The sequence below is a fragment of the Nocardia shimofusensis NBRC 100134 genome (assembly GCF_001613125.1).
GTDB classification, from domain to species: domain Bacteria; phylum Actinomycetota; class Actinomycetes; order Mycobacteriales; family Mycobacteriaceae; genus Nocardia; species Nocardia shimofusensis.
The window spans coordinates 40240-67103 of record NZ_BDBT01000034.1; the positions used below are offsets into that span (position 1 = coordinate 40240).

Consider the following 26864-nt stretch of genomic DNA (forward strand, 5'->3'; position numbering starts at 1 on the left):
GACGGGTTCTGATCGGACCGGCTCCCGTCGCGGGGTTTCGCCGCGCCGGTCGACCCACCATTGGGATTCCACCACACCCTGGAGAATTGCATGTCCCCCGCTGACGCCTTCGTATCCGGCTCGCGCACCATCACCGCGCCCTCGAAGCCGGCTCCTGCCGATCAACCCGCATGGAACGCGCAGAAGAACTCCTCGATGCCGGCCTACCGGTACCGGCCTTTCGCCGAAGAGGTCCCCGGCGGTAGCCCGGCAATCGGCGCAGGGCCGGCTCCCTTCGAACGCACCTGGCCGGACAAGATCATCGACCGCGCACCGGGCTGGTGTGCGGTGGACCTGCGCGACGGCAACCAGGCCCTGATCGACCCGATGAGCCCGGCCCGCAAGCGCCGCATGTTCGACCTGCTGGTGCGGATGGGCTACAAGGAGATCGAGGTCGGCTTCCCCTCGGCCAGTCAGACCGATTTCGACTTCGTCCGCGAGATCATCGAGGACGGCGCGATCCCCGACGACGTGACCATCCAGGTGCTGACCCAGTCGCGCCAGGAACTGATCGAGCGCACCTTCGAGGCCTGCGCGGGCGCGCCCAATGTGATCGTGCACTTCTACAACTCCACCTCCATCCTGCAGCGCCGCGTGGTCTTCCGCGCCGATCGCGAACAGGTGAAGAAGATCGCCACCGACGCGGCGACGCTGTGCCTGGAGGTCGAGAAGCGCTACCCCGACACCAATTGGCGCTACGAGTACAGCCCGGAGTCCTACACCGGCACCGAACTGGACTACGCGCTGGAGGTCTGCGACGCGGTCTCCGAGATCATCGCCCCGACGCCGGACAAGCCGCTGATCATCAACCTGCCCGCGACCGTCGAGATGGCCACCCCCAACGTCTACGCCGACTCGATCGAATGGATGAGCCGCAACCTGGCCCGCCGCGAGTCGATCGTGCTGTCGCTGCACCCGCACAACGACCGGGGCACCGCGGTGGCCGCCGCCGAGCTGGGCTACCAGGCGGGCGCCGACCGCATCGAGGGCTGCCTGTTCGGCAACGGTGAGCGCACCGGCAACGTCTGCCTGGTGACCCTGGGCATGAACATGTTCTCCCGCGGCATCGACCCGCAGATCAACTTCTCCGACATCGACGAAATCCGCCGCACGGTCGAGTACTGCAACCAGCTGCCCGTGCACGAGCGCCACCCCTACGGCGGCGACCTGGTCTACACCGCGTTCTCCGGCAGCCACCAGGACGCCATCAACAAGGGCCTGGACGCGATGAAGGCGACCGCCGACGCGCGCGACGCCGACGTCGACGACATCGTCTGGGAGGTGCCCTACCTGCCGATCGACCCGAAGGACGTGGGACGCACCTACGAGGCCGTCATCCGGGTGAACTCGCAGTCGGGCAAGGGCGGCGTCGCCTACATCATGAAGACCGATCACGGTCTGGTGTTGCCGCGCAGGCTGCAGATCGAATTCTCCCAGTCGGTGCAGCGGATCACCGACGGCGAGGGCGGCGAGGTCACCCCGAAGGAGATGTGGGACGTCTTCCACGAGGAGTACCTGGCCCCGATCCGTCCGCTGGAGCGCATCCGGCAGAAGGTGACCGCCTCGGAGACCGACGGCGGCGTCGACTCGATCACCGCGGTGGTCAAGGTCGACGGCGTCGAGCAGGAAGTCACCGGTCAGGGCAACGGCCCGCTGGCCGCGTTCGTCGACGCGATCGCCGGCGTCGGCTTCGACGTACGGGTGCTGGACTACTCCGAGCACGCCATGTCCGCTGGTGACGACGCCCAGGCGGCCGCGTACGTGGAGTGCGCGATCGGCGACAAGGTGGTCTGGGGCGTCGGTATCGCCACCTCCATCACCACCGCCTCGCTGCGCGCGGTGGTCTCGGCGGTCAACCGGGCCAGCTGAGGCATTCCGCACGACGGCCGGGATCACACCGATCCCGGCCGTCGCCGTTTCCACGGAAATCGGTCTCCGTCCCCTTTCCGGGGCCGATGGGGCAGCGGCACAAGAGATCTCACCGCGTGCGGCGCTCCGCCGCGCTACCTGCCCGCAGCCCGCTGTTCGTGTGCCCGCAATCTGGAAACCAGCAGGCCAGGACGGCTGACCGGCGACCAGGGCATGCTCTGCGAGCAACCGCTCCCACCTGCTAGCGTTGATTCGCACGCAAGCGCCGAGCTCTCTGCTCGATTTCGAAGAGCAGATGGGGGAACCTGTGACAGACAACGACCACAATCCGACCTCTCCGCCCTGGCTCCAAGGCCATTCGGCGGACACGGCCGAGGCCTCCGCATCGCCGACGGCGCAGGGCGAACACGAGCAGGCGGGCCCCGATTCGGATTCCGCGGAGCGCGGCGACTTCTCGGCCGCGTCGCGTCCGGCCGACCCCGTCGAGCAGAGCGCTCCCGCGAACACCGGTGGTCACGCGGTCGCGCCCGGCCCCGACGCGCCCGCCCCCGAACAGTTCGACGCCTACGGCAGTGGGCAATTCGCGCAGGCGACCGGCCCGGAGTCCGGCGGCTTCGCGCCTCCGCCGCCGGGAGCGCCCTACCCTGTTCCCGATGCACACGCTGCCGCCCCGAACGGCGCGGCCCCGGACGGTAACGGCGATCCCATCTACAGCTGGGCTCCCCCGCCGCCGCCTTCCGCACCCATGCCGCCCCAGCAGGGTTTCGCGCCACCCGGTTTCGCCCCGGACACCGCCCCCGCCCCACCGTGGCAGAACGGGCCGCAGCAGTTCCAGCAACCACAGTTCGGACAGGCTCCCCAGCAGTTCGAGCAGCCCCCGCAGTTCGAGCAGCCACAGCAGCCGCAGCAATTCGACCCCGCCCAGCAGCAATTCGATCAGAACCAGCAGTTCGGCCTGCCCGGTCAGCCGCAGCCCCAGCCCGGACCGCCGCCGCTCGGTCAGCCGCAGCCCGGCCCGCCCCCGCAGCAGTTCGGGCAGCCCGACCAGTTCGGACAGCAGCCCGGCGGACCCCAAAACGTGGGCCGGCCGCAACAATTCGGGCAGCCCGGCCAGTTCGGGCAGCAGCCCGCCGGACCGCAGGGTTACGGCCAGATGCCCGCGCCCGGCAGTTCGGTCAACGACCTGAACCTGCTCAAGCGCGCCCGTCGCGCCCCGCGCAGCGGCTGGCGGCGCGCCATGCACAAGGCCTCCGGCGGCATGATCAATCCCGGTGAGTCCGCGGCCGACATCGTGCACCGCGATCTGGTCGAGCGCGTCAATCAGCCGGTGCGCGGCGACTATCGGATCGCGATCCTGTCGCTCAAGGGCGGCGTCGGCAAGACCACCACCACCGTGGGCCTCGGCTCGACCTTCGCCTCGCTGCGCGGTGACCGGGTCATCGCCATCGACGCCAATCCCGACCTGGGCACCCTGGCCCACCGGGTGCCACGCCAGACCCGTTCCACGGTGCGCAATCTGCTCGAAGACCAACACATCTCGCGGTACTCGGACGTGCGCGCGCACACGTCGCAGGCGCCGAGCCGGCTGGAAGTGCTCGCCTCCGAACAAGATCCGGCGGTATCGGAGGCCTTCAGCGAGGCCGACTACCGCAAGGCCATCAACATCCTGCAGTCGTTCTACAACATCATCCTCACCGACTGCGGTACCGGTCTGATGCACTCGGCGATGGCGGGTGTACTCGACATGGCCAGCTCACTGGTGCTGGTGACCTCCCCGGCCATCGACGGCGCACGCAGCGCCTCGGCCACCCTGGACTGGCTCGAGCACCACGGCTACGGCAAGCTCGTCGAGCGAACCGTGGTGGTGGTCAACGCTTCCCGGCGCGGCGCTTCCACCGTCGACCTGGACCAGCTGCGCAAACTCTTCCTGGACCGCACCCGCGCGGTGCAGGTCGTCCCGTTCGACGACCACTTGGCCGAGGGCGCCGAGATCGACCTGGAACTGGTGAGCAAGCCGACCCGGCGCGCCCTGCTGGAGCTGGCCGCCATGGTGGCCGACGACTTCGGTTACACGGGTGCGCAGCACTATCAGCAGCAGCCCTACCAGTACCCCGGTCCGCCGCCGCAGCACTGAGCAGCATCGGCGACCGAGCGGTACCGCGGCCTCGCCGACGGATCGCCGCCGACAACGCGAGCGCGGACGTGCGTCGATGGCCCGATCCGGCGCCGCCGCCCGGCCGGGGACAGCGCCGGTGGGCTCACTCGGCGGTGATCCGGCGGGCCGCCCGCTCGAAGGCTGCGAGGACGGTCGCCACGGCGGGCTGTGTCTGCGCGCGTGGCCGCGTGACCAGGTCGTAGTGGCGGGCCGCCCGGACCCCGGACAGCCGCAGCACCACCAGCGCCGGATGCGTGACCGCGAACCGCGGCATCAACGCGACGCCGTACCCGACCGCGACCAGCGCCTCGATCGCCCGGAAGTCGTTGATGCGCTGTGCGATTCGCGGCTGAACCCCGGTGACGGTGGCGATGGATTCCAGAACATCGTCGACCGGGAAGCCGCCGCGGACGCTCAGCCAGCTCTCGTCGGCCAGCTCGGCCGGGGCGACCGCACGCTGACCGGCGAGCCGGTGGCCGGGCGCGACCACCACGTCGATGGGTTCGCGCATGAGGAACCGGCTCGCGACCCGCGGCCCGGTCAACGGGCGGGAGCGTTCGTCGCGGTGGGTGAGCACGATGTCGTAATCGGCGAGCAGTCCCGGCACCTCGCCCGGCGGCACGTCCTCGTCTCGGGCGACGACATCGACCTCGCCGCCGGCCAGCGCGGGCAGGACCAGCGGCAGCAGCAGGGCCGCGCCGGAGGGGAACAACGCGACACGCACCCGGCCGCGCGGGGACTCCCGATAGCGCGCCATCTCGGCGACGGCCCGGTCCATCGCGGCGAGCACTTCATCGGCACGCACCACCAGGGCGTGACCGGCGTCGGTGAGCCGCACCCGCCTGCCGTCCGGTTCGAGCAGGCCGACGCCGGCCTCCCTGGCCAGCACCTTCAATTGCTGCGAGACCGCCGAGGATGTCATGGACAACGCGGCCGCAGCACCCGCCACGGTGCCCCGATCGGCGAACGCTCGCAACACCCGGAGCCGTTCCAGGGACATGCCCGGGGTAAGCCCCGCCACACCGTCGTCGGCCACCGGCCCTCCCACCTCATCAATAAAGCTCCGCTACATTATCTATCAATAATTATTCGATTGTTCTGATCAATCGCGCAGCCCACGATCACCGGGTGACCACTCGCGACCGCATGCTCGGCTCGGCCGTCGTCGTCCTCTGGGGCCTGAACTTCCTGGCCATCCGGGCGGGACTCGACCATTTCCCCGCCCTGTTCTTCGCCGCGCTGCGCTTCGCCGTGCTGGCGATCCCGGTGCTGATCTTCGTGCCCCGCCCACGGGTACCGCTGCGCTGGCTGCTGCTCTACGGCATCGGATTCGGCATCCTGCAGTTCGCCTTCCTGTTCACCGCCATGCGGACGGGGATGCCGACCGGCCTGGCCTCGCTGGTGTTGCAGACCTCCGCTCCGTTCACCGTGGTGCTCGGCGCGCTGCTGCTGCGCGAACGGCTGCGCCCGCGTCAGCTGATCGGCTTGGCGGTCGCCTCGGCGGGCATCGCGGTGATCGGTGCGGACCGGATGGGCGAGGCGGCGCTGCTGCCGATGCTGCTCACCCTGGCGGGCGGATTCGGCTGGGCGTTGGGCAATATCGGCTCACGGCTGGCGACGACCGCCACGCCCGGGTCCGAGCCGCCGGTCAACCCGCTGTCTCTGACCCTGTGGATGACGGTGATACCCCCGGTGCCGCTGTTCGTCTTGTCGGCCATGACCGAGGGCCCGGCGACCGGCCTGCGCGCCCTGACCGATCTCGCCGCCCCGACCGGGCCCGCCGCCCTGCTCGGCCTCGCCTACCTGGTGACCCTCGGCACGGTCGGCGGCTCCGGGCTGTGGACATACCTGATGAGCCGCTATCCGGCGGGCACCGTCGCCCCGCTGTCGTTGCTGGTCCCGGTGGTGGGCATCGCCGCAGCCTGGCTGGTCCTCGACGAGACCCCCACCGCGGCACAGCTGGTCGGCGCGGCCGTGGTGATCGCGGGAGCTTTCGTCACCGTGTCGGCCTCGGCGTCCCCGCCGGGGATGCGGCGCCCCGCACGACCGGAGGCCCGCGGTGACGAAAGTACCGAGGGGATGGGCGAAATCGCGCGCGTGACCGCGGTGCCCGGTAGTGTCGCCGACAGCGCGACGCCCGGGGGCTGCGATCCCGTGATCGGTGTCGGCGGTCGCGGGTCGCGACGGGGGCGGGTGGGATAGCCCCTGGTCCGATCCCTACAGTGTGTGCGACGGTGCAGGTTGACGAGGCTGGGCAGCGAATTGCGAATGGCGGATCAGCGGTGGGCCGTATCCCGGAGAACAGTTCTTCGCGGGGCGGCGGCGGTAGGCGCGATGACGGTGGGGGCGGGCTGGCGAGCCGGGTACTCCGCGGCGGCGGGCGGTAAACGGGTCGCGGTCCTCGGTGGCGGCGTCGCCGGGCTGACAGCGGCGCACGAGCTCGCCGAACGCGGTTTCGAGGTCACCGTCTACGAGCGCCGCGCGCTGGGCGGCAAGGCGCGCAGCATCCCGGTCCCCGGCAGCGCCACCGGCGGGCGGCCGGAGCTGCCCGGTGAGCACGGCTTCCGCTTCTTCCCCGGCTTCTACCAGCACATCCCCGACACCATGCGGCGGATCCCGTTCGGCTCGAACCCGGACGGGGTGTGGAACAACCTGGTCGCGGTGCCGGAGGCGCGATTCGCCCGACGCGACGGCGAGGATTTCCGGGTCGCCCTGGATTTCGGCGCTCCCCCCGATCCGAGCAAGCCGGGCTTCTCCGAAACCCTGGGCGCCACACTGGCGACCGCGATGAAGATCACTCCCGAGGAAGGACTGTTCTTCGCCAACCGGCTGCTGGTGTTCAACACCAGTTGCGACGCCCGGCGACTGCGGCAGTGGGAATACATGTCCTGGCTGGATTTCGTGCGCGGCCACGAGCGCTCGCACGAATTCCGCGCTCTGCTCTCGCGCACCCTGACCAGCATCATGGTCGCGGCCAAGGACCACATGGCCAGCGTGCGCACCATCGGCACCATGGGCGAGCAGTTCCTCGGCAACCCGCTCGGCATCGGCAACGACGGCGCGCTGGACCGGGTGCTCAACGGCCACACCAATCTCACCTGGATCGATCCGTGGACCGAGCACATGCGCGGGCTCGGCGTGCGCTTCGCCCTCGGCGCCGAGGTGCGCGGCCTCGAGGTCCGCGATCGGCGGGTCACCGGGGTGCGCATCATCGACGAGTCCGGTGTGGCCCGCACCATCGACGCTGATCACGTCGTGGTGGCGCTGGCCGCCGAACAGGCGCGCGAACTGTGGTCACCGGAGGTGCTCGCGGTGCGCCCCGAACTCGAGGGCATGCACCGGCTGACCGTGGACTGGATGACCGGCATCCAGTACTACCTGCGCTCCAGCCCCGACATCTCCCCCGGCCACACCGCCTACATCGACTCGCCGTGGTCGCTGACCTCGATCAGCCAGAACCACCTGTGGGCGCGCAAGCTGCCCGAATACGGCGACGGCACCGTGCGCGACTGCCTGTCGGTGGACATCTCCGACTGGCACACCCCGGGCATCCTCTACGGCAAGCCCGCGATGGAGTGCACGCACGAGGAGATCGCCCGCGAGGTATGGGCCCAGATGAAGGCCCATCTGAACGATCGCGCCGAACTGCTGCGCGATGCGGACCTGCACTCCTGGTTCCTCGACCCGGCGATCGTCTGGCAGGCGCAGTCCGGCCGCAACACCAACGCCGACCCGCTGCTCATCAACACCGCCGGATCGTGGGACCTGCGCCCGGAACCGCACGGCGCGCTCGAAAACCTGTTCCTGGCGGGAGATTACGTGCGCACCAATGTGGATCTGGCGACCATGGAAGGCGCCAACGAGTCCGCGCGCGCCGCCGTGAACGCCCTGCTCGAGACGACCGGCTCGAACGCGCCGAGGTGCGCGATGTACACCCTGTACCGCGCCGCCGAGCTGGAACCGCTGCGCCGCATCGACGCCGACCGCTACGCCGCTGGCCTGCCCAACGCCCTGGACATCTGAGAAGACGCTCGCGGCAGGCCACGGGAAGCGCCGATCGCCGGCGCGCCGATGACCGGTGCGCACTGTCGTCCGCGGGACGCGATCGGCTCCGGGCGCCGACCCGGGACGCGCCCATCGCGCCGCTCACACATACACTCGCCTGCGTGGCGGACTTTTCGATACGCGGGCGGATCGCCCTGCGGGCCGCGGCGGCGGCGTCGTGGGCCTCGCGACGCGCCGGGCGCGGCAACGGCTCGATGATCGGCGGCCTGATCGCGCTGAAGATCGATCCGACGATCATGGCCCAGCTCGGTCGCGGCCGCCGGACGGTGCTGATCACCGGCACCAACGGCAAGTCGACCACCACCAGGATGACCACCGCCGCGCTGAGCACGCTCGGCCCGGTCGCCACCCAGGCCGACGGCGCCAATATGGACGCGGGCATCGTCGCCGCGCTGAGTCAGCACCCCGGCGTGCCGCTGGCCGCCATCGAGGTGGACGAATTGCATCTCCCGCACGTCTCCGACGCGTTGAAACCCGCGGCGATCGTGCTGCTCAATCTCAGCCGCGACCAGCTCGACCGGGTCGGCGAGATCAACATGATCGAACGCAGGCTGCGCGCGGGCCTGACCCGGCACCCCGACGCGGTGGTCATCGCCAACTGCGACGACGTGCTGATGACCTCCATCGCCTACGACCACCCGAACGTGATCTGGGTGGCCGCGGGCAGCGGCTGGGCGATGGACGCCACCAGTTGCCCGCGCAGTGGCGAGCCGATCATCTGGGAAGGCTCGCACTGGCACAGCACGGGCACGGATTTTCAACGCCCCGAACCGGATTGGTCGCTGGAGGGCGAAGATCTGGTCGGCCCCGACAGCACCCGCTACCCGCTGCACCTGGCCCTGCCGGGGCGGGCGAACCGCGGCAACGCGGCCCAGGCCGTCGCGGCGGCGGTGGCGCTCGGCGCCGAGCCCGCCAAGGCCGCGGTGGCGGCGGGCACCGTGCGCGAGATCGCGGGCCGCTACAAGACGGTGCAGGTCGGCGAGCATTCCGCCCGGCTGCTGTTGGCCAAGAACCCGGCAGGCTGGCAGGAGGCGCTGTCGATGATCGACCGCTCCGCGTCCGGGCTGGTCATCGCGGTGAACGGCCAGGTACCCGACGGCGAGGACCTGTCCTGGCTGTGGGACGTGCGCTTCGAGCACTTCGAGGATCTCGAGGTGGTCGCCGCGGGCGAACGCGCCACCGACCTCGCGGTCCGGCTCACCTACGCGGGCGTGCGGCACACCACGGTGGCGGATCCGTTGCGCGCCATCGCCTCCTGCCCGCCGGGACAGGTCGAGGTACTGGCCAACTACACGGCCTTCCGCGACCTGAACCGGGATCTCGAGTCGCGGTGAGCACGCGCGCGACAGCCGACGGCACGGCGAGCAAGAGTAAGAGCGCCAAGAGCAAGAGCGCCAGGAGCAAGAGCGCTGTGCGCACGAGCAACGGCACTGTGCGCACGAGCAACGGCACTGTGCGCACCGCTGACAGCACTGTGGGGAACGAATCATGAGCGAGTCGACGGTACGGATCGGGCTGGTGCTGCCCGACGTGATGGGCACCTACGGCGACGGCGGCAACGCGCTCGTCCTGCGCCAGCGCCTGCGCATGCGGGGCCACGACGCCGAGATCGTGGAGATCAACCTCACCGACCCGGTCCCGGAATCACTGGACATCTACACCCTCGGCGGCGCCGAGGACTCCGCCCAGCGCCTGGCCACCCGCCACCTGCGCCAGTACCCCGGCCTGCAGCAGGCCGCCGCCAAGGGCGCCCCCGTGCTCGCCATCTGCGCGGCTATCCAGGTGCTCGGCAACTGGTACGAGACCTCCTCGGGCGAGCGCGTCGACGGCGTCGGCCTGCTCGACGTCACCACCTCCCCACAGGACAAGCGCGCCATCGGCGAGGTCGTCACCGCCCCCATCGTCCCCGGCCTGCGCGCTCCCCTCACCGGCTTCGAGAACCACCGCGGCGGCACCACTCTCGGCCCCGACGCCGAGGGCCTGGCCCGCGTCACCCGGGGTGTCGGCAACGGCGTCGGCGACGGCCTCGAAGGCGTCGTCCAGGGTTCGGTCTTCGGCACCTATATGCACGGCCCCGCCCTGGCCCGCAACCCCGAACTCGCCGACCTCCTCCTGGCCCGCGCGCTCGGCGTCGACTCCCTGTCTCCCCTCGACCTCCCCGAGGTCGAACAGCTGCGCCGCGAACGCCTCCGCGCCTGAATCAGGGCGCGAGCAGCGAAACGTCGTACTTCTGACACCAGGGGTCTGCGGTGACCAGCGTCAGACCCTCGCAGTTCGCCTGCGCGACCAGCATTCGGTCGAACGGGTCTCGATGAATGAGGGGCAGTCGTCCTGCCGCCACGGCATGATCGTGTCGGATCGGCAGTTCGACGAATCCGGCCGCTCGTATCCGCTCCAGCAGATCCTCGGGGCCGGCGAGTTTTCCCAGCGCTTGCTTTATCGCGATCTCCCAGAGTGTCACCGCGCTGAGGTGGACGTCGGGTTCGTGGTCCAGCCGGGCTTTCACCTCATCCGACAGCCGGGGTTCGGCCGCGAACCACCAAAGGACGACATGAGTGTCCAGCAGCAGGCTCACGAGGCGTGTCCGAAATCCGCCGCGATCTCCGCGTTGGTCTCCTCGGAGTCCCAATCGGAGTCGAGCACCAGTTGGCCGCGCAGCGACCCGCCGCCGAGGCGATCCACTGCGCGAACCAGCGGGACCACCTTGGCGACCGGATGGCCCGCACGGCTGATGACGATCTCCTCACCGCGCTCGACCCGCTCCAGGATCCGCGACAGGTGAGTTTTGGCCTCATGGACGTTGAACTGTCGAGCGTCGTCGAACTGCTCAGCGGCACTGCTCACGTGAACCACCTCCTTAGCTAAGAGCTTAGTCCACAGCGCGCCGGTGGCGCTTCGTGTCGGAGGCATGTGTTGTCATCTAGTCGACCGATGAACCGATATTCCAGTCAGGAGGGCACATGCGCGCACCGGGTTGCGGGGGATGCGACACCGGGGTCGACCACTGTCACGGGACGCTGGTCGTGCATCAGGACTGGTCGGCGGAGTGCACCGAGCCGGACTGCGTGGACCTCGACCGGGCTCGGCACACCTTCGTCGTCGACTGCGCCGATGTGGCGGGCGGATGCGCCTGCGCCGAGGAACGCGGACAGCGCCGCAGCGCATGACGCGAAGGCCGCGTGACCTCTCGAACCGCGACACGCGCGGCCGAGCTCAGGCCACGGAACCGGGCGCGCACCGGCGACCGGCCCGTCACTAGGCTGGCCGGGTGAACTACGACCACGTGCTGTTGCCCTCCGGTGTCGCGCGCACCTCGTCCGAGGTGGACGACTACCTGACAGCGCAACAGGGTCTGCCGCAGACGGAGGCGGTCGCCGCCATGGCCGCGGTGATCGAGGAGCGCAATGCCGCGCTGCCGGAGGAGGACTCCTTCCTGGCCGACGATGCCGAAGTTGGCGGTAAGGCGACCGGGTCGGTGCTGCACGTGGCCTGCCCCTACGACGCCATCGGGCACGTGCGCGCTCTGCTGTTCGAGGTCGGCACGCCGCGCGGTTACGCCCTCTACGATCCGCAACTGGCCTGGCTGATCGACCCCGCCGACCGCGCGGAAGTCACCGTCACCCACGGCGGGGCGGGCGAATTCCCTTATCTGACAGAGACTCTCGTCCACCAGTGGGTGCCCGAGCTCGCCGGGACCGGCCCGTATCTCATCGCCGAGCGGGCTCCGCAGCACTACATCCAGACCTTCCGCACCGCTCCGGGCGAATTCGCCGTCGAGTACCGCGACGGCGGACCGGACCGGCACTACGCCCTCACCCTGACCGAGCCACGCGACGTCGCCGCGATCATCTGGGCCTGGGCCCGCGGAGATCAGGCGAGCGTGCAGGCACGGACCTGGGAGCGAGTCGACTTCTGATCGCGCCGGTCGCCGTCGCCGGGCACTGCCGGGGGCACAGGCGAGGCGAGCAAGGCGCGCTCAGAGCGCGCGCCGCCCGGACAACGCCCGCCCCAGCGTCAGTTCGTCGGCGAATTCCAGATCCCCGCCCATCGGCAGCCCCGACGCCAGGCGGGTGACCGACAGCCCGGGGAAATCGCGCAGCATCCGCACGAGATAGGTGGCGGTCGCCTCGCCCTCGGTGTTCGGGTCGGTGGCGATGATGACCTCGGAGACGTCCACGCCGTCTTCCTGATTGCCGATACGTGTCAGCAGTTCCCTGATCCGCAATTGGTCGGGGCCGATGCCGCTGAGCGGGTCGAGCGCGCCGCCGAGCACGTGGTAGCGCCCACGGAACTCCCTGGTCCGCTCGATCGCCTGCACGTCCTTGGGTTCTTCGACCACGCAGATCATCGTGCGGTCCCGGCGCGGGTCGGCGCACAGCCTGCACAGTTCTCCGTCGGCGACGGTGCCGCACACCGCGCAGAAGCGCACCCCGTCGCGCACCTTCTGCAGCGCGGCCTGCAACCGGTCGATCTCCGGCGGCTCGACCTGCAGCAGGTGGAAGGCGATGCGTTGCGCGCTCTTGGGACCGACGCCGGGCAGTTTGCCCAGTTCGTCGATCAGATCCTGTACCGGCCCCTCGTACAACCGACGTGTCCTCGATCAGAAACCGGGCAGGCCGGGCAGCGAGCCGCCACCCGCCAGCGGTCCCAGACGCTCGGCGGCCAGTTGCTGGGCGCGAGCGGAGGCGTCGTTGACCGCGCCGATGATCAGATCCTGCAGACCCTCCACATCGTCGGGGTCGACGACCTTCGGGTCGATGGTCAGCGCGACGACCTCGCCGCTGGCCTTGAGTGTGACGGTGACCAGCCCGTTGCCCGCCTGGCCGGTCACTTCGGCGGCCGCGATCTCGGCCTGCGCCTGCATCACCGCTTCCTGCATCTGCTGTGCCTGGGCGAGTAACTGCTGCATGTCGAATTGGCCACCGGGCTGCACGGCATGTCCTCTCTGGCAGGGGTGTCGAGGTTTCGGGGTTCGTCGATGTTCAGCCTAGTCGCCGCGGCCTTGCGGTCGCGGCGGGCCGTGGGGGTTTGGACTCGCGTCTGCGGGGAAGCCGGAGCGAGAACTGGATTGGCTACAGGTTTGGATCAGCGACAGGCATGACACGAGTTCTTTCTTCACAGCACAGAGACATCACTACCGGGGACATCACTACCGGGGACATCACTACCGGGGACATCACTACCGGGGACATCACTACCGGGGACATCACTACCGGGGACATCACTACCGGGGACATCACTACCGGGGGTACCAGGGCCGGGGGCACCAGGACCGGGCTGCGCAGCGGCGCACTCGCACTGGCGGCGGGCGCGCTCCTGTTCGGCGGCGCCGTGAGCGCAGGCGCCCAACCGGCGTCCGTCGACTTCGGCGGCGGCTGCGTGCTCGATCCCACCGACAAGGTCGCCACCCTGGCTTCGCTGCGCACCCGGTGTACGCCGGAGCAGCAGGCCGCGATCTACTCGGCCGCGGACCCGGGCGCGGCGCCGTCGGGATACACCAGGGGCCGGGTCATCCGGCCGGGGTACGGCAGCGATCTGGCGCCGATGGTGTGGACCGGTAAGACGTTCGCCACCGGCCCGGACGGCGGAAGCCTCACCAACCGGCTGGCCGACGGCACCGACGCCTGGCCCGCCGAGATCTATCGCGCACCCTCGATCGCCGACGGCGACCCGACCTGGGTTCTGAACTACGCCCCCTCCCCCACGCCACAGGTCTACGACGAGATCAGAGAGGTCGTCCCCGGCGTCTGGCTCGGCTATTCGTGGTGGCGCGAGGCGGGTACGGACACCTTGCTGCTGGCCTTCGCGCTCGCGAACTGACCGGATCCGGCTTGACTCTCCCCGTGCTGGAGAGTGTTTGCTGTCCCCATGACCGCGACCGTCGCCATCGGGGAGTTCGCCCGTCTTTCGCATCTGAGCGTCAAAACGCTGCGGTACTACCACGACATCGGCCTGCTCGCCCCCGCCGAGATCGACCCGAGGTCCGGCTATCGCCGCTACCGCACCGACCAGGTCGAGCAGGCGCTGCTGATCCGCAGGCTGCGCTTGCTGGACATGCCGCTGCCCGAGATCGAGGACGTGCTGACGGCCCCCGGTATCGCCGCTCGCGACGCCGCCCTGCGCGCGCACCTGGAACGCATGGAGGAACAGCTACAGCGCACCAGGACCGTGGTGGCCTCGCTGCGCGCCCTGCTCACCCCGGCTTCGCCGCTGGACATCGAATACCGCGCCCTGCCGTCGACACGGGTGCTGGCCGTGCGCGAGGTCGTCGCCAAGCCCGATATCGACCGATGGTGCGCGGCGGCCTACCCCCGTATCTACGCGGCGATCGCCCGGTCGGGATCCGCGCCGGCCGGTCCGGCGGGCGCGACCTACCCGCTGGACTACTTCGCCGACGACGCGGCCGAAGTACTCGCCTATGTTCCGGTGCCCCGCGGCGAGGCGATACCCGCCGCCGCCGGACTCGAGCTGGTGGAGCTACCCGCCCACCGAGCCGCGATCGCCCTGCACCGCGGCTCCTTCGACGAGATCGACCGCACCTACGGCGCGCTGGGAACCCATGTCGCCGAACATGATCGCGCACTGTCCGAGCCCGTGCGCGAGATCTATCTCGCCGGCCCCGGCGACACCGCCGATCCGGCCGACTACCGCACCGAGATCTGCTGGCCCGTCCTCTGAGCGACACCCCTGTCTCGACGGCATCGGTATCTCTACGCCAGCTCTATCGTGACGACATCCCCATCTCGACGCCCCCCATCTCGACGACACCCGAGGAGAACGACATGTCCCTGTCCATCGCCGCAGTCACCTTCGACTGCATCGACGCCGCCGCCCAAGCCCGCTTCTGGAGCGAACTGCTCGGTCGCGCCGTCGATCCCGACGCCAGCGAGTTCTTCGCCTCCATCGGCCGCACCTCCGGCGAGGAGCCTGTCCTGATGTTTCTGAAGGTCGGCGAGCGCAACCCCGGTAAGAACGTGGTCCATCTGGATCTGCACACCGCCGACCGGCAGGCCGAGGTCGACCGGGCGATCACCCTCGGCGCCGAACATCGGGGCGACTTCGACGAATACGGCATCGTGTGGACCACGCTGGCCGACCCCGAGGGCAACCTCTTCGACATCGCCACCGAAGCCTGACCCGCTCCGCACCCGGCTGTCCGGGCGTCCGGCCGCGCGCATCCGGCGCGCGGCCGACCGAGCGCGGCTCAGGCCAGTTCGCGCTGCAGGTTCCCGAGCACCTCGGCCTGGATCTTCTTCAGGCCGAGCGGGGCGAAGATGCCCTCGAAGATGCCCTTGACGCCGCCGGCGCCCTGCCAGGTGGTGGTCAGGGTGATCTTCGAGCCCGTGTCTTCCGGGGCGACGGTCCAGGTGGTGACGAGCGAGGAGTTGGCGTCGGTCTCGGTGACCATGCTGCCCGCGACCGAGACGGTGGCCCGCACATCGCGCTGACGGGTCTCGGTGGCCTGCAGGATCCATTCGGCGACCGTGCCTTCGCCCCGGCCGCCCTCGACCACCTTGTAGTCCCGGTAGTGCGCGGAGAGAATGCGCGGGCGCACCGTCACGTAGTCCGCCACGGCGTCGAGCGCGCGCTTCGGATCGGCCGCAACGGTGATCGAACTGCTGGCGCTGACCTGTCCCACTGTGAACTCCTTGTCCGGGTTGTCGATCGACTGTCCCAATCCTGCCCTGCGCCGGCGGGGCATCGCCGCGCACCCTCGGTATTCCCCGCACTCTCGGTATCACCCCTTGCGATTTACAAGGACATCACACGTATTCAGTGGCCGACCCGACCCGCGAGTACTAGCGTCGGGGGGGTGGCAGTGAGTCTGGGCAAGGCCGGTCACACCCCGGCCGCACGCGAATCAGGGTTCGCCGCGCATCGAGCGGGCGTCGACCGTCTTCTTGCGAGTTACCGCGCCATCCCCCCTGGTGGGACCGTCCGGCTGGCGAAGAAGACCTCGAACCTGTTCCGGGCCAGAGCAGCCAACCCCGCCCCCGGATTGGACGTGTCGGGCCTGACCCGCGTCATCGCCGTCGACCCCGAAGCGCGCACCGCCGACGTCGCGGGCATGACCACCTACGAGGATCTGGTCGCGGCCACCCTGCCCTACGGTCTGGCCCCGCTGGTGGTGCCGCAACTCAAGACCATCACCCTCGGCGGCGCCGTCACCGGCCTCGGCATCGAGTCCACCTCCTTCCGCAACGGCCTGCCGCACGAGTCGGTGCTGGAGATGGACGTGCTGACCGGGGCGGGTGAAATCCTCACCGCCACACCCGACGGCGAGTACGCCGACCTGTTCCGCGGTTTTCCGAACTCCTACGGCACGCTCGGTTACACGGTCCGGCTGAAGATCGAACTGGAACCGGTGCTGCCCTACGTCGCGCTGCGGCACGTGCGCTTCCACGATCTGCGCGAGCTGGAGACCACGCTGGCCGCCATCGTCGACGAGCGGAGCTATGACGGCGAACGGGTCGACTACCTCGACGGCGTGGTGTTCACCGCCGACGAGGGCTACCTGACCCTCGGCAGGCAGACCGACGAGCCGGGCCCGGTCTCCGACTACACCGGGATGGACATCTACTACCGCTCCATCCAGCACGATTCGGCCACCCCGAAGCCCGACCGGCTGACCATCCACGACTACCTGTGGCGCTGGGACACCGACTGGTTCTGGTGCTCACGCGCTTTCGGCGCGCAGAACCCCCGCATCCGCCGGTTCTGGCCGAAACGCTACCGGCGCAGCAGTTTCTACTGGAAGCTGGTCGCGCTGGATCACAAGTACAAGATCGGCGACAAGATCGAGGCCCGCAAGGGCAATCCGCCGCGCGAGCGGGTCGTGCAGGACATCGAGGTGCCGGTCGAGCGGACCGCCGATTTCGTCGAGTGGTTCCTGCGCGAGATCCCGATCGAGCCGATCTGGTTGTGCCCGTTGCGATTGCGCGAGCACGGGCCCGCGGTGCGCGGTGTCGGCGGAACGCGGGGCTGGCCGCTGTATCCGCTCGAGCGCGAACGCACCTATGTGAACGTCGGATTCTGGTCGGCCGTGCCGACCGTCCCCGGGCAACCGGAGGGCGCGGCCAACCGCGCGATCGAACAGACCGTGACCGAGTTCGACGGCCACAAATCGCTGTACTCGGATTCCTATTACCGCGAGGACGAGTTCGCGGAGCTGTACGGCGGGCAGATCTACACCGATCTCAAGAAACGCTACGACCCGGACCAGCGTCTGCTGGACTTGTATTCGAAGGCGGTGCAACGCAGATGACGACATTCAAGGACCGCTCCGACGTCTTCGCCGATCTCGGAACCAAACTGACCATCGCCGAAGTCTTCGACACCCTCATCGAGGGCACGAGCCCGATCCGGCTGACCGCCTACGACGGCAGCGCGACGGGCCCGGAGGAATCTCCGTACACCCTGCACATCGCTTCCCCGCGCGGCATCAACTACCTGGCCACCGCGCCGGGCGATCTCGGCATGGCGCGCGCCTACGTCTCCGGCGACCTGACCGTCACGGGCGTACACCCCGGTGATCCCTATGACGTGCTGAAGGCATTGCAGGGCTTGCGGTTCCGGCGCCCCTCCGCGCTGGCACTGGTGACCGTAGCCAGGTCGCTGGGCTGGGAGAGACTCAAGCCGATCGCGCCGCCACCGCAGGAGACACTCCCGCGCTGGCGGCGTATCGCTTTGGAGGGCCTGCGCCACACCAGGGCCCGCGACGCCGAGGCGATCCATCACCACTACGACGTGTCCAACGAGTTCTACGAATACGTCCTCGGCCCGTCGATGACCTACACCTGTGCCACCTACGGCGAACCGGACTGGACGCTGGAACAGGCCCAGGAGAACAAGTACCGCCTGGTGTTCGAGAAGCTGAAGCTGAAAGCGGGCGACCGGCTACTCGACATCGGCTGCGGCTGGGGCGGCATGGTGCGCTACGCGGCCGCGCGCGGCGTGCGGGTCATCGGCGCGACCCTCTCCGCGGAACAGGCGGCCTGGGCGTGCGAGAAGATCGAGGAAGACGGCCTGAGCGAGCTGGCCGAGGTGCGCCACTGCGACTACCGCGACGTGCCGGAGACCGCTTTCGACGCGGTGTCCTCGATCGGTCTGACCGAGCACATCGGCGTGCAGAACTACCCGTTCTACTTCGGCTACATCCGCGACAAGCTGCGCGACGGCGGCATCTTCCTCAACCACTGCATCACCCGGCCGGACAACACCCGCACCACCAGGGCGGGCGATTTCATCGACCGCTACGTCTTCCCCGACGGTGAGCTGATCGGTTCCGGGCGCATCATCTCCGAGATCCAGAACGTGGGCCTCGAGGTGCTGCACGAGGAGAACCTGCGCGAGCACTACGCGCTGACGCTGCACGAATGGTGCAAGAACCTGGTCGAGAACTGGGATGCCTGCGTCGCCGATGTCGGTGAGGGCACGGCGAAGGTGTGGGGTCTGTACATGGCCGGATCGCGGCTGGGCTTCCAGCGCAATGTGGTGCAGCTGCACCAGGTGCTCGGCGTCAAGCTGCCCGCGGACGGCAGCTGGACGGTTCCGCTGCGCCCCTGGTGGCAACCCTGAGCCGACACGGATCAGCCGAGTACGTCGTCGAGGAAGTGTCCCGGTAGCGGCGGCGCGTCGGGCGGCGAGGCGCCCGGCTCCGCGGCGGACGCGTCCTCGGCGGGCGCGTCCCCGGTGGTCGGGCGGGCTTCGCTGCGCAGCACGCGCAGGATCGCGACCACTCTGGGTCCGGCGTCCAGCAGTGGTCGCGACCAGCCGAGCCGGGCGCACGTCTCGGCGGCGGGCACGAGCAAGGAGGTCGCCTCGCCGACCCAGCCCGCGGCCGCCAGGCATTCGGCCAGCAGCAGGGCGGTGTCGAGTTCGGCGCGCGGACGGCCCTGCTCGATGGTCCGCCCGTACAGCGCGCGAGCGTGGCGCACCGCCGTCTCCTCGGCGTGCGCGGGCATGCCTGCCAGCATGGCCCGGATGGCCGCGATCTCCTGGGCCTCGGCGATGAGCGCCTCGGCGCCACGCGCGCGCCGCACGCCCCGGCCGCTGAGCAATTCCTCCTCCGGCGGCGCCGGCACCGGCAGGCCGAGACGCAGTCGCTCGGCCCGGACATACGCGGCCAACCGGGGCAGACCGCCGTCGGCGGCGATGCGCTCGCCCTCCTCCAGCCGGGCCGTCGCGGCGCGCATGTCCCCGATCAGCGCCTTGACCCGCGCGCCGATCACGAACGTCGCGAGCAGCACGTCGACGGTGCCGACCCGGGCCACCAGCTGATGACTCTCGTCGAGCAGCCGGTCGGCGCTCGCCAGATCGCCCGCCCGGTATCTCAGCTCGCCCAGCATCGCCGAGACCACCCGCACCCCGTGCGAGCGCGGTCCGGCCCGGCGCGCGGTCTCGCACGCGGCCTCGAAGTGCTCGAGCGCACCCGGCACATCGAGTTGTTCGTAGGCGGCCACACCGCGCGCCAGCAGGCCGAACACCGGGCCCAGCTGGTATTTGGACTTCTCGTGATAGGGCGCGGCCCAGTCCTGGATCTCGCGCACCCCGTCGAAGTCGAAGGCGCACAAGCGGGCGTAGGCGGCCACGTTCGCCGCCGTCGACACCGTCCAGGTGGGCAGATCGCCGGGATCGTCGAGGACATCGGCGATCTGGTCGAGCACCCCCTCGGTGTGATCGCGGGTGACCGCGTCCGCGGCGGCGAGCACGGCGGCCTCGCGGCGCTGATTGCGCGTCTCGCCCTCCTCGGCGGCCTCGCCACCGGGCAGCATGTTGGTCAGTCTGCCCAGCGCCGAGCGCGCCGCGTCGGACTGCTGCAGGTTCACATTGGCCCTGGCCACCGCCATCAGCAGTTTGGAGCGTGAAGTCACCTGTTGCAGCGGCAGTTTCGAAACGGTGCCGAGCAGGGTGGCCAGCCGGGAGCCGTCGATGAGGTCCATGCCGCCGCCTTCGACCAGATCCAGCGCCATCTTCAGGTCGGTCGCCGCCAGCGCGTGATCGACGGACTTGCGCAGGAACTGGTGCTCGGCGTACCAGCGAGAGGCCTTGCGGTGCAGCGCACGCAGTTTCGGCTGATCGGTGCGTTCCAGGCGGGTACGCAGATGCTCGGCGAACAGCGGCTGCATCCGGTACCAGCCGGGATCGTGGTCGATGCGGCGCAGGAAGAGCTCGCGCTGTTCGGCCTGGGCCAGCAACAGTTCGGCTTCGCTGTCCTCCGACAGCGCGGCCGCCAACTCGGCGTTCACCCGCTCGGTGACCGCGACCGCGGTCAGGAAGTCGAGCATCCGGGGTTCGAGTGTGTCGAGCACGTTCTCCGCCAGGTACTCGCGGATGTTGTGCCCGCTTTCCGGGCCGGAGGCCAGCAGCCGCTGCGGATCGTTGTTGCCGCGCAGCGCCAGGCTGATCAACTGCACGGCGGCCGGCCAGCCGTCGGTGGATCGGTGGATCTGCTCCACCTGTTTGTCGGTGAGGTCGAACCCGTTGCGTTCCACCAGGATGGCGGCGGTCTCCTCGAGGGTGAGCCGCAGTTGCGCCGAACCGATCTCGACCAGCTCGTCGTCCACCCGCATGGTGTTCAGCGGCAGGCCGGACTGGTCGCGGCTGGTCACCACGAATCGCAGGTGGTGGCAGCCGTTGCCGAGCAGAGTGTCCATCGCGCGCAGCGCGCCGGGGTCGGTGATCCGGTGCCAGTTCTCGATCACCACCACGATGGTCTCCCCGCCGCTGTGCACCTCGTCGATCAGCGTGCTGATGACATAGGGGACCGCGTCATCGAGCTCTTCCTCGAGCACCTGCTCCAAGCCGACGCCGATGTCCGGACGCACCCGGTGGATGGCCTGCAGCAGATGCGCCAGGAACCACACCTCGGTGTCGTCGTAGCGATCCAGGCTGATCCAGGCGACCGGCATCCCGCGTTCGGTGAGCTCCGCTCGCCACTGCGCGGCCACCGTGCTCTTGCCGAAGCCCGCGGGCGCGTGGATGAGGGCGAGTCTGCGCCGCCCGCCCGCGCGCAACACCTCCAGCAGACGCGGCCGGGCCAGGGGCTCCTTGGCGGGCGTGGCCGGGCGGAACTTGGTCGCGGCGGTCGGCGGCGGGGCGGCGGTCGACGAACCGGTGGTCGACCATCCGGTCTCGGCCGCCACGGTGTTCGACACCCCTGCCCGCGTCCCGGCATCGGTCGCGCCGGGATGTTTGGACACGTTCGGTCGCAGGGTCAACGGCCAGCTGCGCCGCGAGGCGACCGCGGGCATCGACCGCGTCGACCACTGCGTACGCGCCGCCTGGTCCTCGGCCTCGGCGGCGACCTCACCGAGATCCTGGTCGTGCGTGACCGGGTCGAGCAGCGCCATCTCGTCGGGCACCTGTCCGAGTTCGCGCTGCGCCGCGCGCAGCATCTCGCCGAACTCGAAGGCCGAGGCAGGGCGCCGATCGACCTCCGGCGACATGGCGGCCTCGATGGCCTCGGCCACCGGCGCGGGGATGTCCTGATCACGCAGGTCGGGAACGGGCTGGGTGGTGATCCGCAAGAACTGCGCGACCACTCGCTCACCGGCCTGCCGCTCGAATGCCGCGTGCCCGGTGAGCAGTGCGAACAGCGTCGCGCCCAGACCGTAGACGTCGGAGCGGACGGTGGGTTCCTCGCCCTTGAGCACTTCCGGGGCGGTGAAGGCGGGCGAGCCGGTGATCAGGTTGCTGGAGGTGCGGAACCCGCCGGGGATGCGGGCGATCCCGAAGTCGGTCAGCTGCGGCTCGCCGTAGGCGCTGAGCAGCACATTCCCTGGCTTGACGTCGCGGTGCAGGATCCTGGCGCGATGCGCGCTCTCGATGGCGCCCGCCAGTTTCACCCCGACGCGCAGGGTATCGGCCCAGCTCAGCGGTCCCTGTTCGACGATGAGCTGTTCGAGCGATCCGTGCGCGCAGAACGGCATCACGATGAACGGCAGACCGGCGGCGGTGACGTCGACCTGCAGGATGTCGACGATGTTCGGATGCCCGGACACCCGGCCCATCGCCTGCTCCTCGCGCAGGAACCGCTCCCGGCTCTCGGCGTCCATGTCCGGCGACAACACCTTGACCGCGACGACCCGATCCAACGCGACCTGCCAGCACCGGTACACCACACCGAACCCGCCGCGACCGATCTCCACCGCGCCCGTCAGCCCTGCCTCTTCCAGTTCGTCGACGATGCCGATCGGGGCGTGACGCTGGGTGGGTTCGCCTGCGGTTCCGGCACGCGAAGATCCGGCCACCGGCCGGTCGCTCACATCGACCTGGGCCGCATCGAGTTCGGACCCGTCCGAACGCGGCTGATGCTTCACCTGGACCACCTCGTGCCGACGACGGCCGGACCGGCGGACATACCGCGAGTCCTCATTGCCTGCGCATATCCAACGTAGCGCGGTGGGGTCTCGGTGTGGTGGAGAAACGGCGGAAGCCCGCCACCGCAATGCGGTGACGGGCTCCACCCGGCGAGCGTCAGCTCACCCGATACTTCACTTGCGCAGCGACGCCGGAACCTCGAAGCGCTTGCCGTACTTCTCGGCCAGGTAGTCGGCACGGGCCACGAAGGCCTCCTGGCCACCCGGGTAGCCGACGATGAACTGGTGCACGCCACCGGTCCAGGCCGGGAACCCGATGCCGAAGATCGAGCCGATGTTGGCGTCGGCGGTGGTCTCGAGCACACCCTCGTCGAAGCACTTCTGGGTCTCGATCGCCTCCGCGAACAGCATGCGGTCGATCAGGTCCTGCAGCGGCACGCCGAAACCGGCAGTGGTCTTGTAGTGCTCGCGAACACCCTGCCAGATGCCCAGACGCTTGCCGTTCTCGTCGTACTCGTAGAAGCCGGCCTTCTCCAGACGACCCGGGCGACCCTGCTCGACCATCCAGTCGATGACGTCGATGGCCGGGTGGCGCTCGGTGCCCATGGCCGCGTCGCCCGCCTTGGCGGCCTCTTCGGTCTCGCGGGCGATCTTCTGCATGAGCTTCATGTTCAGCTCGTCGGTCAGCTGCAGCGGCGGCGCCGGGTAGCCCGCCTGCGAACCGGCCTGCTCGATGGTGGCGGGCTCGATGCCCTCGGTGAGCATGGCGATCGCCTCGTTGACGAACGTGCCGATCACGCGCGAGGTGAAGAAGCCGCGGCTGTCGTTGACGACGATCGGGGTCTTCTTGATGGCGAGGGTGTAGTCGAACACCCGGGCCAGCGCCTCGTCGGAGGTCTTCTCACCCTTGATGATCTCCACCAGCGGCATCTTGTCGACAGGCGAGAAGAAGTGGATGCCGATGAAGTCCTCCTGGCGCTTCACGCCGGTCGCGAGACCGGTGATCGGCAGGGTGGAGGTGTTGGAGCCCAGCAGGGCGTCCGGGGTGACGATGTCCTCGATCTCCTGGAACACCTTGTGCTTGAGCTCGGTGTTCTCGAAGACGGCCTCGATGACGAAGTCGACGCCGGCGAAGTCGGCCGGGTCCGCGGTCGGCTTGATCCGGTCCAGCAGCGCCTTGGACTTCTCCTCGGTGGTCTTGCCACGGGAGAGGGCCTTGGCCTCGATCTTCTCCGAGTAGTTCTTGCCGCGCTCGGCCGCCTCGATGGTGACGTCCTTGAGCACGACCTCGTAGCCGGCCTTGGCCGAGACGTAGGCGATGCCCGCGCCCATCATGCCCGCGCCGAGCACGCCGACCTTCTTGATCTCCTTCTTCGGCACGTCCTTGGGACGCGAGCCGCCGTTGTTGATCGACTGCAGGTCGAAGAAGAAGGCCTGGATCATGTTCTTGGCGACCGGGCCGGTCAGCAGGTGCACGAAGTAGCGCGACTCGATCAGCGACGCGTTGTCGATGTCGACCTGCGCGCCCTCGACCGCGGCGGCCATGATGGCACGCGGAGCAGGCATGTTGGCGCCCTTGAGCTGCTTGCGCAGGTTCGCCGGGAAGGCGGGCAGGTTGGCCGCGAACGCCGGGCTGGCCGGGGTGCCGCCGGGGATCTTGTAGCCCTTCTTGTCCCAGGGCTGCACGCCGCCCTCGGGGTTGGCCTTGATCCACGCCTTGGCGGCGGGCACCAGCTCCTCGACCGAGCCGACCAGCTCGTCGACCAGGCCGATCTCCTTGGCCTTGGCCGGCTTGTTGCGCTGGCCCTGGAGCAGCACGCCCATGAGCGCGTTCTGCAGGCCGAGCATGCGCACGGTGCGGATGATGCCGCCACCGGCGGGCAGCAGGCCCAGGGTCGCCTCGGGCAGGCCGATCTGCGAGCCGGGGACGTCGGCGGCGATGCGGTGGTGGGTGGCCAGCGCGATCTCCAGGCCACCGCCGAGGGCCGCGCCGTTGATGGCCGCGACGACCGGCTTGCCGAGGGTCTCCAGCTTGCGCAGGGCACCCTTGATCTCGGTCAGCTCTTCCATGAGCGCCTGGCCGTCTTCGGGGCCGACGTTCATCATGTTCTTCAGGTCGCCGCCGGCGAAGAAGGTCTTCTTCGCCGAGGTCAGCACGACACCGGTGATGTCGTCCTTCTCGGCCACGAGCCGGTCGACCGTCTCGGTCATCGACTTCTTGTACAGCTCGTTCATCGTGTTGGCGCCCTGGTTCGGGTCGTCCATCGTCAGTACGACGATGCCGTCCGAATCCTTTTCCCAACCGATCATGTTGGTTTCGCTCACAGCTCTGTGTCTCCTTGTTGAATCAGTGACCGGTGGGATCAGACCCGCTCGATGATGGTGGCCACGCCCATGCCGCCACCGATGCACAGGGTGAGCAGCGCGTAGCGGCCGTTACGGCGCTCCAGCTCGTCGACCATGATGCCGGTGATCATGGCGCCGGTGGCGCCCAGCGGGTGGCCCATGGCGATGGCGCCGCCGTTGACGTTCAGCTTCTCGTCCGGGATGTTCAGGTCCTTCTGGAACTTGAGCACCACGGAGGCGAACGCCTCGTTGATCTCGAACAGGTCGATGTCGTCGACGGTCAGGCCGGCCTTGTCGAGCACCTTCTTGGTGGCCGGCGTCGGGCCGGTCAGCATGATGGTGGAGTCGGCACCGCTGGTGGCGGTCGCGACGACGCGGGCGCGCGGGGTCAGACCCGAGGCCTTGCCCGCCTCTTCGGAGCCGACCAGCACCAGGGCGGCGCCGTCGACGATGCCCGAGCTGTTGCCACCGTGGTGAACGTGGTCGATCTTCTCCACGAAGTGGTACTTCTGCAGCGCCACCGCGTCGAAGCCGCCCATCTCACCGACCATGGCGAACGAGGGCTGCAGCTTGGCGAGGTCCTCGAGGGTGGTGCCCGGACGCATGTGCTCGTCGTTGTCGAGCACGATCAGACCGTTCTGGTCCTTGACCGGCACGAGCGACTTGGCGAAGTAGCCGCCGGTGGTGGCCTTGGCCGCCAACTCCTGCGAGCGCACCGCGTAACCGTCGACGATCTCGCGGGTGAAGCCCTCCATGGTGGCGATCAGGTCGGCGGAGACACCCTGCGGAACGAAGTAGGTGTCGTAGTTGGTGGCCGGGTCCAGCGCCCAGGCGCCGCCGTCGGAGCCCATCGGCACGCGGGACATGGACTCGACGCCACCGGCGATGACCAGGTCGTCGAAGCCCGAGCGCACCTTCTGGGCGGCCAGGTTGACCGCTTCGAGGCCGGAGGCACAGAACCGGTTCAGCTGGAAGCCGCCGACGGTGTCGGGCAGGCCCGCCACGGTGACCACGGTGCGCGCGATGTCGGCGCCCTGGTCGCCCACCGGACCGACGCAGCCCAGGATCAGGTCGGAGATCCGGTCCTCGTCGAGGTTGGGGAAGCGGTTGCGCAGCTCCTGAACCAGACCGACCGTCAGGTCGAGCGGCTTGACCGAATGCAGCGAGCCGTTCTTCTTGCCGCGGCCGCGCGGAGTGCGGATGGCCTCGTAAATGTAGGCCTCTGTGGTCATATCGGAGTGTTCCTTCCTTAAGGTGCCCCCGCACCGCGGTATGCGGTACAGGCGCGGATAACCTCGCCGACCGGCCGTGTGACCGACCGTCCTAACGCTGTACAAAACTCGGCACGCACCGACAGACGCACGCTCTGGCCGCCCGCACGTCTGGGCATACCATAGAACCTCGTCGGATCGGAGCTCGCGGCCACCCGTTCATAGTAGCGCCGGTGTGCGAACTCCCGTTAACTTAACGTCGTCGGGCCGGTGGTTGTCAACCATCCAGCCGGGTAGCGCCGAGTTCGGCGCGGAGCAATTCCAGAGCGACCTCGTCCGGGTCGCGCCGATCCTCCGGCGCCACCGGCTTCGCCGCCTCGGCGAGCATCTCCTGCTCTTCCTCGGCCGTCAGCGGCCCCGGCGCCGCGGGCGGTGCGTACTCGCCCGGCACCGAGGTCTCGAACTGCGCGGGGTCCGGCGGCGCGAAGTCCCCCGGTCCGGGGTCGTCGGGGAGGTCCGGGAAATCCGGGGGTGGAATGTCGTCGTACCCGACCGGCCCCGACCGCTTCGGCCGCGCACTCTCAGCCGCGCCGCCCGCCGCCTGACTCGGTCGCGAGAACTGCGGCAACCCTCCTTGCCTGCCCGACTTGGCCTGCGCCTGGGCAGCCTGACCGCCGCGCCCCGGCGCCGCACCGCCCTGACCGGAGCGGTTGCCCTGCGCCGCGGCCTGTTTCGGGCGCGGCGCCTGCGCCTGCGGCCGTGCCCCCGATCCGCCCTCCCAGCGGACCTCGTAGTCGATGCCGAGCACCTCGCGAATCGCCGACCGGATCGCCTCGACATTGCGCGGCTCCGACAGCC

At 69.4% G+C, this 26864-nt stretch carries 22 protein-coding genes and 1 pseudogene; 13 read left to right on the top strand and 10 right to left on the bottom strand.

The features are described 5' to 3' along the window. The first annotated feature begins 90 nt into the window (after positions 1-90). A complete protein-coding gene (gene leuA, locus NS3_RS25075; RefSeq protein ID WP_067864562.1) occupies positions 91-1908 on the top strand; it encodes a 2-isopropylmalate synthase in 1818 nt (605 codons plus the stop codon). Positions 1909-2215: 307 nt separating this feature from the next. Then, positions 2216-4042: a MinD/ParA family ATP-binding protein gene (locus NS3_RS25080; protein ID WP_067864497.1), complete on the top strand. Its 1827-nt coding sequence runs from the start codon at positions 2216-2218 to the stop codon at positions 4040-4042. A 124-nt stretch (positions 4043-4166) separates the two neighbouring features. Here the strand turns inward: NS3_RS25080 and NS3_RS25085 are convergent, their stop codons facing one another. Next, positions 4167-5063: a LysR family transcriptional regulator gene (locus NS3_RS25085; RefSeq protein ID WP_067864500.1), complete on the bottom strand. Its 897-nt coding sequence runs from the start codon at positions 5061-5063 to the stop codon at positions 4167-4169. Positions 5064-5191: 128 nt separating this feature from the next. On the opposite strand from NS3_RS25085, the gene NS3_RS25090 reads away from it, so the two are divergent. From NS3_RS25090 to NS3_RS25105, 4 genes are all read left to right on the top strand, one after another. Further along, complete coding sequence (locus tag NS3_RS25090) at positions 5192-6265, top strand: EamA family transporter (RefSeq protein WP_084495903.1); 1074 nt, start codon at positions 5192-5194, stop codon at positions 6263-6265. 132 nt (positions 6266-6397) lie between these two features. Continuing rightward, positions 6398-8086 (top strand): hydroxysqualene dehydroxylase, encoded by a 1689-nt coding sequence (locus NS3_RS25095; RefSeq protein WP_245649798.1) that lies wholly within the window; start codon positions 6398-6400, stop codon positions 8084-8086. A 143-nt stretch (positions 8087-8229) separates the two neighbouring features. Next, positions 8230-9462: a Mur ligase family protein gene (locus NS3_RS25100; RefSeq protein ID WP_067864506.1), complete on the top strand. Its 1233-nt coding sequence runs from the start codon at positions 8230-8232 to the stop codon at positions 9460-9462. Between the two features lie 154 nt (positions 9463-9616). Next, entirely contained in the window at positions 9617-10327 is a 711-nt protein-coding gene (locus tag NS3_RS25105; RefSeq protein ID WP_067864509.1) for a type 1 glutamine amidotransferase, read from the top strand. A gap of 1 nt (position 10328) precedes the next feature. Here NS3_RS25105 and NS3_RS25110 read toward each other — a convergent pair whose 3' ends face one another. After that, on the bottom strand, positions 10329-10703 hold the full coding sequence (locus tag NS3_RS25110) for a type II toxin-antitoxin system VapC family toxin (RefSeq protein ID WP_067864512.1): 375 nt from the start codon (positions 10701-10703) through the stop codon (positions 10329-10331). Then, the gene (locus NS3_RS25115; protein ID WP_067864565.1) at positions 10700-10972 is read right to left on the bottom strand and encodes a type II toxin-antitoxin system Phd/YefM family antitoxin; all 273 of its coding nucleotides are present in this window, start codon (positions 10970-10972) and stop codon (positions 10700-10702) included. Before NS3_RS25115 ends, NS3_RS25110 begins: the two co-directional genes overlap by 4 nt. Before the next feature lie 116 nt (positions 10973-11088). Between NS3_RS25115 and NS3_RS25120 the strand changes: the two genes are divergently transcribed. Together NS3_RS25120 and NS3_RS25125 are read left to right on the top strand one after the other, a co-directional pair. Beyond that, positions 11089-11295 (top strand): hypothetical protein, encoded by a 207-nt coding sequence (locus tag NS3_RS25120; protein ID WP_067864515.1) that lies wholly within the window; start codon positions 11089-11091, stop codon positions 11293-11295. Between the two features lie 101 nt (positions 11296-11396). Continuing rightward, on the top strand, positions 11397-12044 hold the full coding sequence (locus NS3_RS25125; RefSeq protein WP_067864518.1) for a hypothetical protein: 648 nt from the start codon (positions 11397-11399) through the stop codon (positions 12042-12044). 60 nt (positions 12045-12104) lie between these two features. On the opposite strand, the gene recR is transcribed toward NS3_RS25125, so the two are convergent. Further along, entirely contained in the window at positions 12105-12713 is a 609-nt protein-coding gene (gene recR / locus NS3_RS25130; protein ID WP_067864521.1) for a recombination mediator RecR, read from the bottom strand. A gap of 15 nt (positions 12714-12728) precedes the next feature. After that, a complete protein-coding gene (locus NS3_RS25135; protein ID WP_067864524.1) occupies positions 12729-13061 on the bottom strand; it encodes a YbaB/EbfC family nucleoid-associated protein in 333 nt (110 codons plus the stop codon). Positions 13062-13459: 398 nt separating this feature from the next. Here NS3_RS25135 and NS3_RS25140 point away from each other — a divergent pair, with 398 nt between their 5' ends. The 3 genes from NS3_RS25140 to NS3_RS25150 all read left to right on the top strand — a co-directional run bounded on the left by NS3_RS25140 (position 13460) and on the right by NS3_RS25150 (position 15264). Continuing rightward, complete coding sequence (locus NS3_RS25140; protein ID WP_245649799.1) at positions 13460-13948, top strand: hypothetical protein; 489 nt, start codon at positions 13460-13462, stop codon at positions 13946-13948. A gap of 48 nt (positions 13949-13996) precedes the next feature. Next, a complete protein-coding gene (locus NS3_RS25145; protein WP_067864527.1) occupies positions 13997-14806 on the top strand; it encodes a MerR family transcriptional regulator in 810 nt (269 codons plus the stop codon). Positions 14807-14910: 104 nt separating this feature from the next. Then, positions 14911-15264 carry a VOC family protein gene (locus tag NS3_RS25150; protein ID WP_067864530.1) on the top strand — a complete coding sequence of 118 codons (354 nt, stop codon included), beginning with the start codon at positions 14911-14913 and terminating at the stop codon, positions 15262-15264. Between the two features lie 68 nt (positions 15265-15332). On the opposite strand, the gene NS3_RS25155 is transcribed toward NS3_RS25150, so the two are convergent. After that, positions 15333-15767 carry an SRPBCC family protein gene (locus tag NS3_RS25155; RefSeq protein ID WP_067864570.1) on the bottom strand — a complete coding sequence of 145 codons (435 nt, stop codon included), beginning with the start codon at positions 15765-15767 and terminating at the stop codon, positions 15333-15335. 174 nt (positions 15768-15941) lie between these two features. Between NS3_RS25155 and NS3_RS25160 the strand changes: the two genes are divergently transcribed. Further along, positions 15942-17393, top strand: a complete 1452-nt coding sequence (locus tag NS3_RS25160) for an FAD-binding oxidoreductase (RefSeq protein ID WP_067864533.1) — start codon at positions 15942-15944, stop codon at positions 17391-17393. Beyond that, positions 17390-18706, top strand: a complete 1317-nt coding sequence (locus NS3_RS25165; protein WP_067864537.1) for a class I SAM-dependent methyltransferase — start codon at positions 17390-17392, stop codon at positions 18704-18706. Before NS3_RS25160 ends, NS3_RS25165 begins: the two co-directional genes overlap by 4 nt. 11 nt (positions 18707-18717) lie before the next feature. Here the strand turns inward: NS3_RS25165 and NS3_RS25170 are convergent, their stop codons facing one another. The 4 genes and pseudogenes from NS3_RS25170 to NS3_RS29605 all read right to left on the bottom strand — a co-directional run. Further along, complete coding sequence (locus tag NS3_RS25170) at positions 18718-22323, bottom strand: serine/threonine-protein kinase (RefSeq protein ID WP_245649800.1); 3606 nt, start codon at positions 22321-22323, stop codon at positions 18718-18720. A 300-nt stretch (positions 22324-22623) separates the two neighbouring features. After that, positions 22624-24774, bottom strand: coding sequence for a 3-hydroxyacyl-CoA dehydrogenase NAD-binding domain-containing protein (locus tag NS3_RS25175; RefSeq protein WP_067864540.1), 2151 nt, complete (start codon positions 24772-24774; stop codon positions 22624-22626). A gap of 38 nt (positions 24775-24812) precedes the next feature. Next, complete coding sequence (locus NS3_RS25180) at positions 24813-26027, bottom strand: acetyl-CoA C-acetyltransferase (RefSeq protein WP_067864542.1); 1215 nt, start codon at positions 26025-26027, stop codon at positions 24813-24815. 256 nt (positions 26028-26283) lie between these two features. Then, positions 26284-26864: pseudogene (locus NS3_RS29605) on the bottom strand (DNA polymerase III subunit gamma/tau); the annotation flags it as partial.

Excerpts from the sequence above, each read along its gene's own strand:
- leuA (WP_067864562.1), top strand. The coding sequence starts at position 91 with ATGTCCCCCGCTGACGCCTTCGTATCCGGCTCGCGCACCATCACCGCG.
- NS3_RS25085 (WP_067864500.1), bottom strand. The coding sequence starts at position 5,063 with ATGTCCCTGGAACGGCTCCGGGTGTTGCGAGCGTTCGCCGATCGGGGC.
- NS3_RS25095 (WP_245649798.1), top strand. The coding sequence starts at position 6,398 with ATGACGGTGGGGGCGGGCTGGCGAGCCGGGTACTCCGCGGCGGCGGGC.
- NS3_RS25105 (WP_067864509.1), top strand. The coding sequence starts at position 9,617 with ATGAGCGAGTCGACGGTACGGATCGGGCTGGTGCTGCCCGACGTGATG.
- NS3_RS25120 (WP_067864515.1), top strand. The coding sequence starts at position 11,089 with ATGCGCGCACCGGGTTGCGGGGGATGCGACACCGGGGTCGACCACTGT.
- NS3_RS25145 (WP_067864527.1), top strand. The coding sequence starts at position 13,997 with ATGACCGCGACCGTCGCCATCGGGGAGTTCGCCCGTCTTTCGCATCTG.
- NS3_RS25150 (WP_067864530.1), top strand. The coding sequence starts at position 14,911 with ATGTCCCTGTCCATCGCCGCAGTCACCTTCGACTGCATCGACGCCGCC.
- NS3_RS25165 (WP_067864537.1), top strand. The coding sequence starts at position 17,390 with ATGACGACATTCAAGGACCGCTCCGACGTCTTCGCCGATCTCGGAACC.
- NS3_RS25180 (WP_067864542.1), bottom strand. The coding sequence starts at position 26,027 with ATGACCACAGAGGCCTACATTTACGAGGCCATCCGCACTCCGCGCGGC.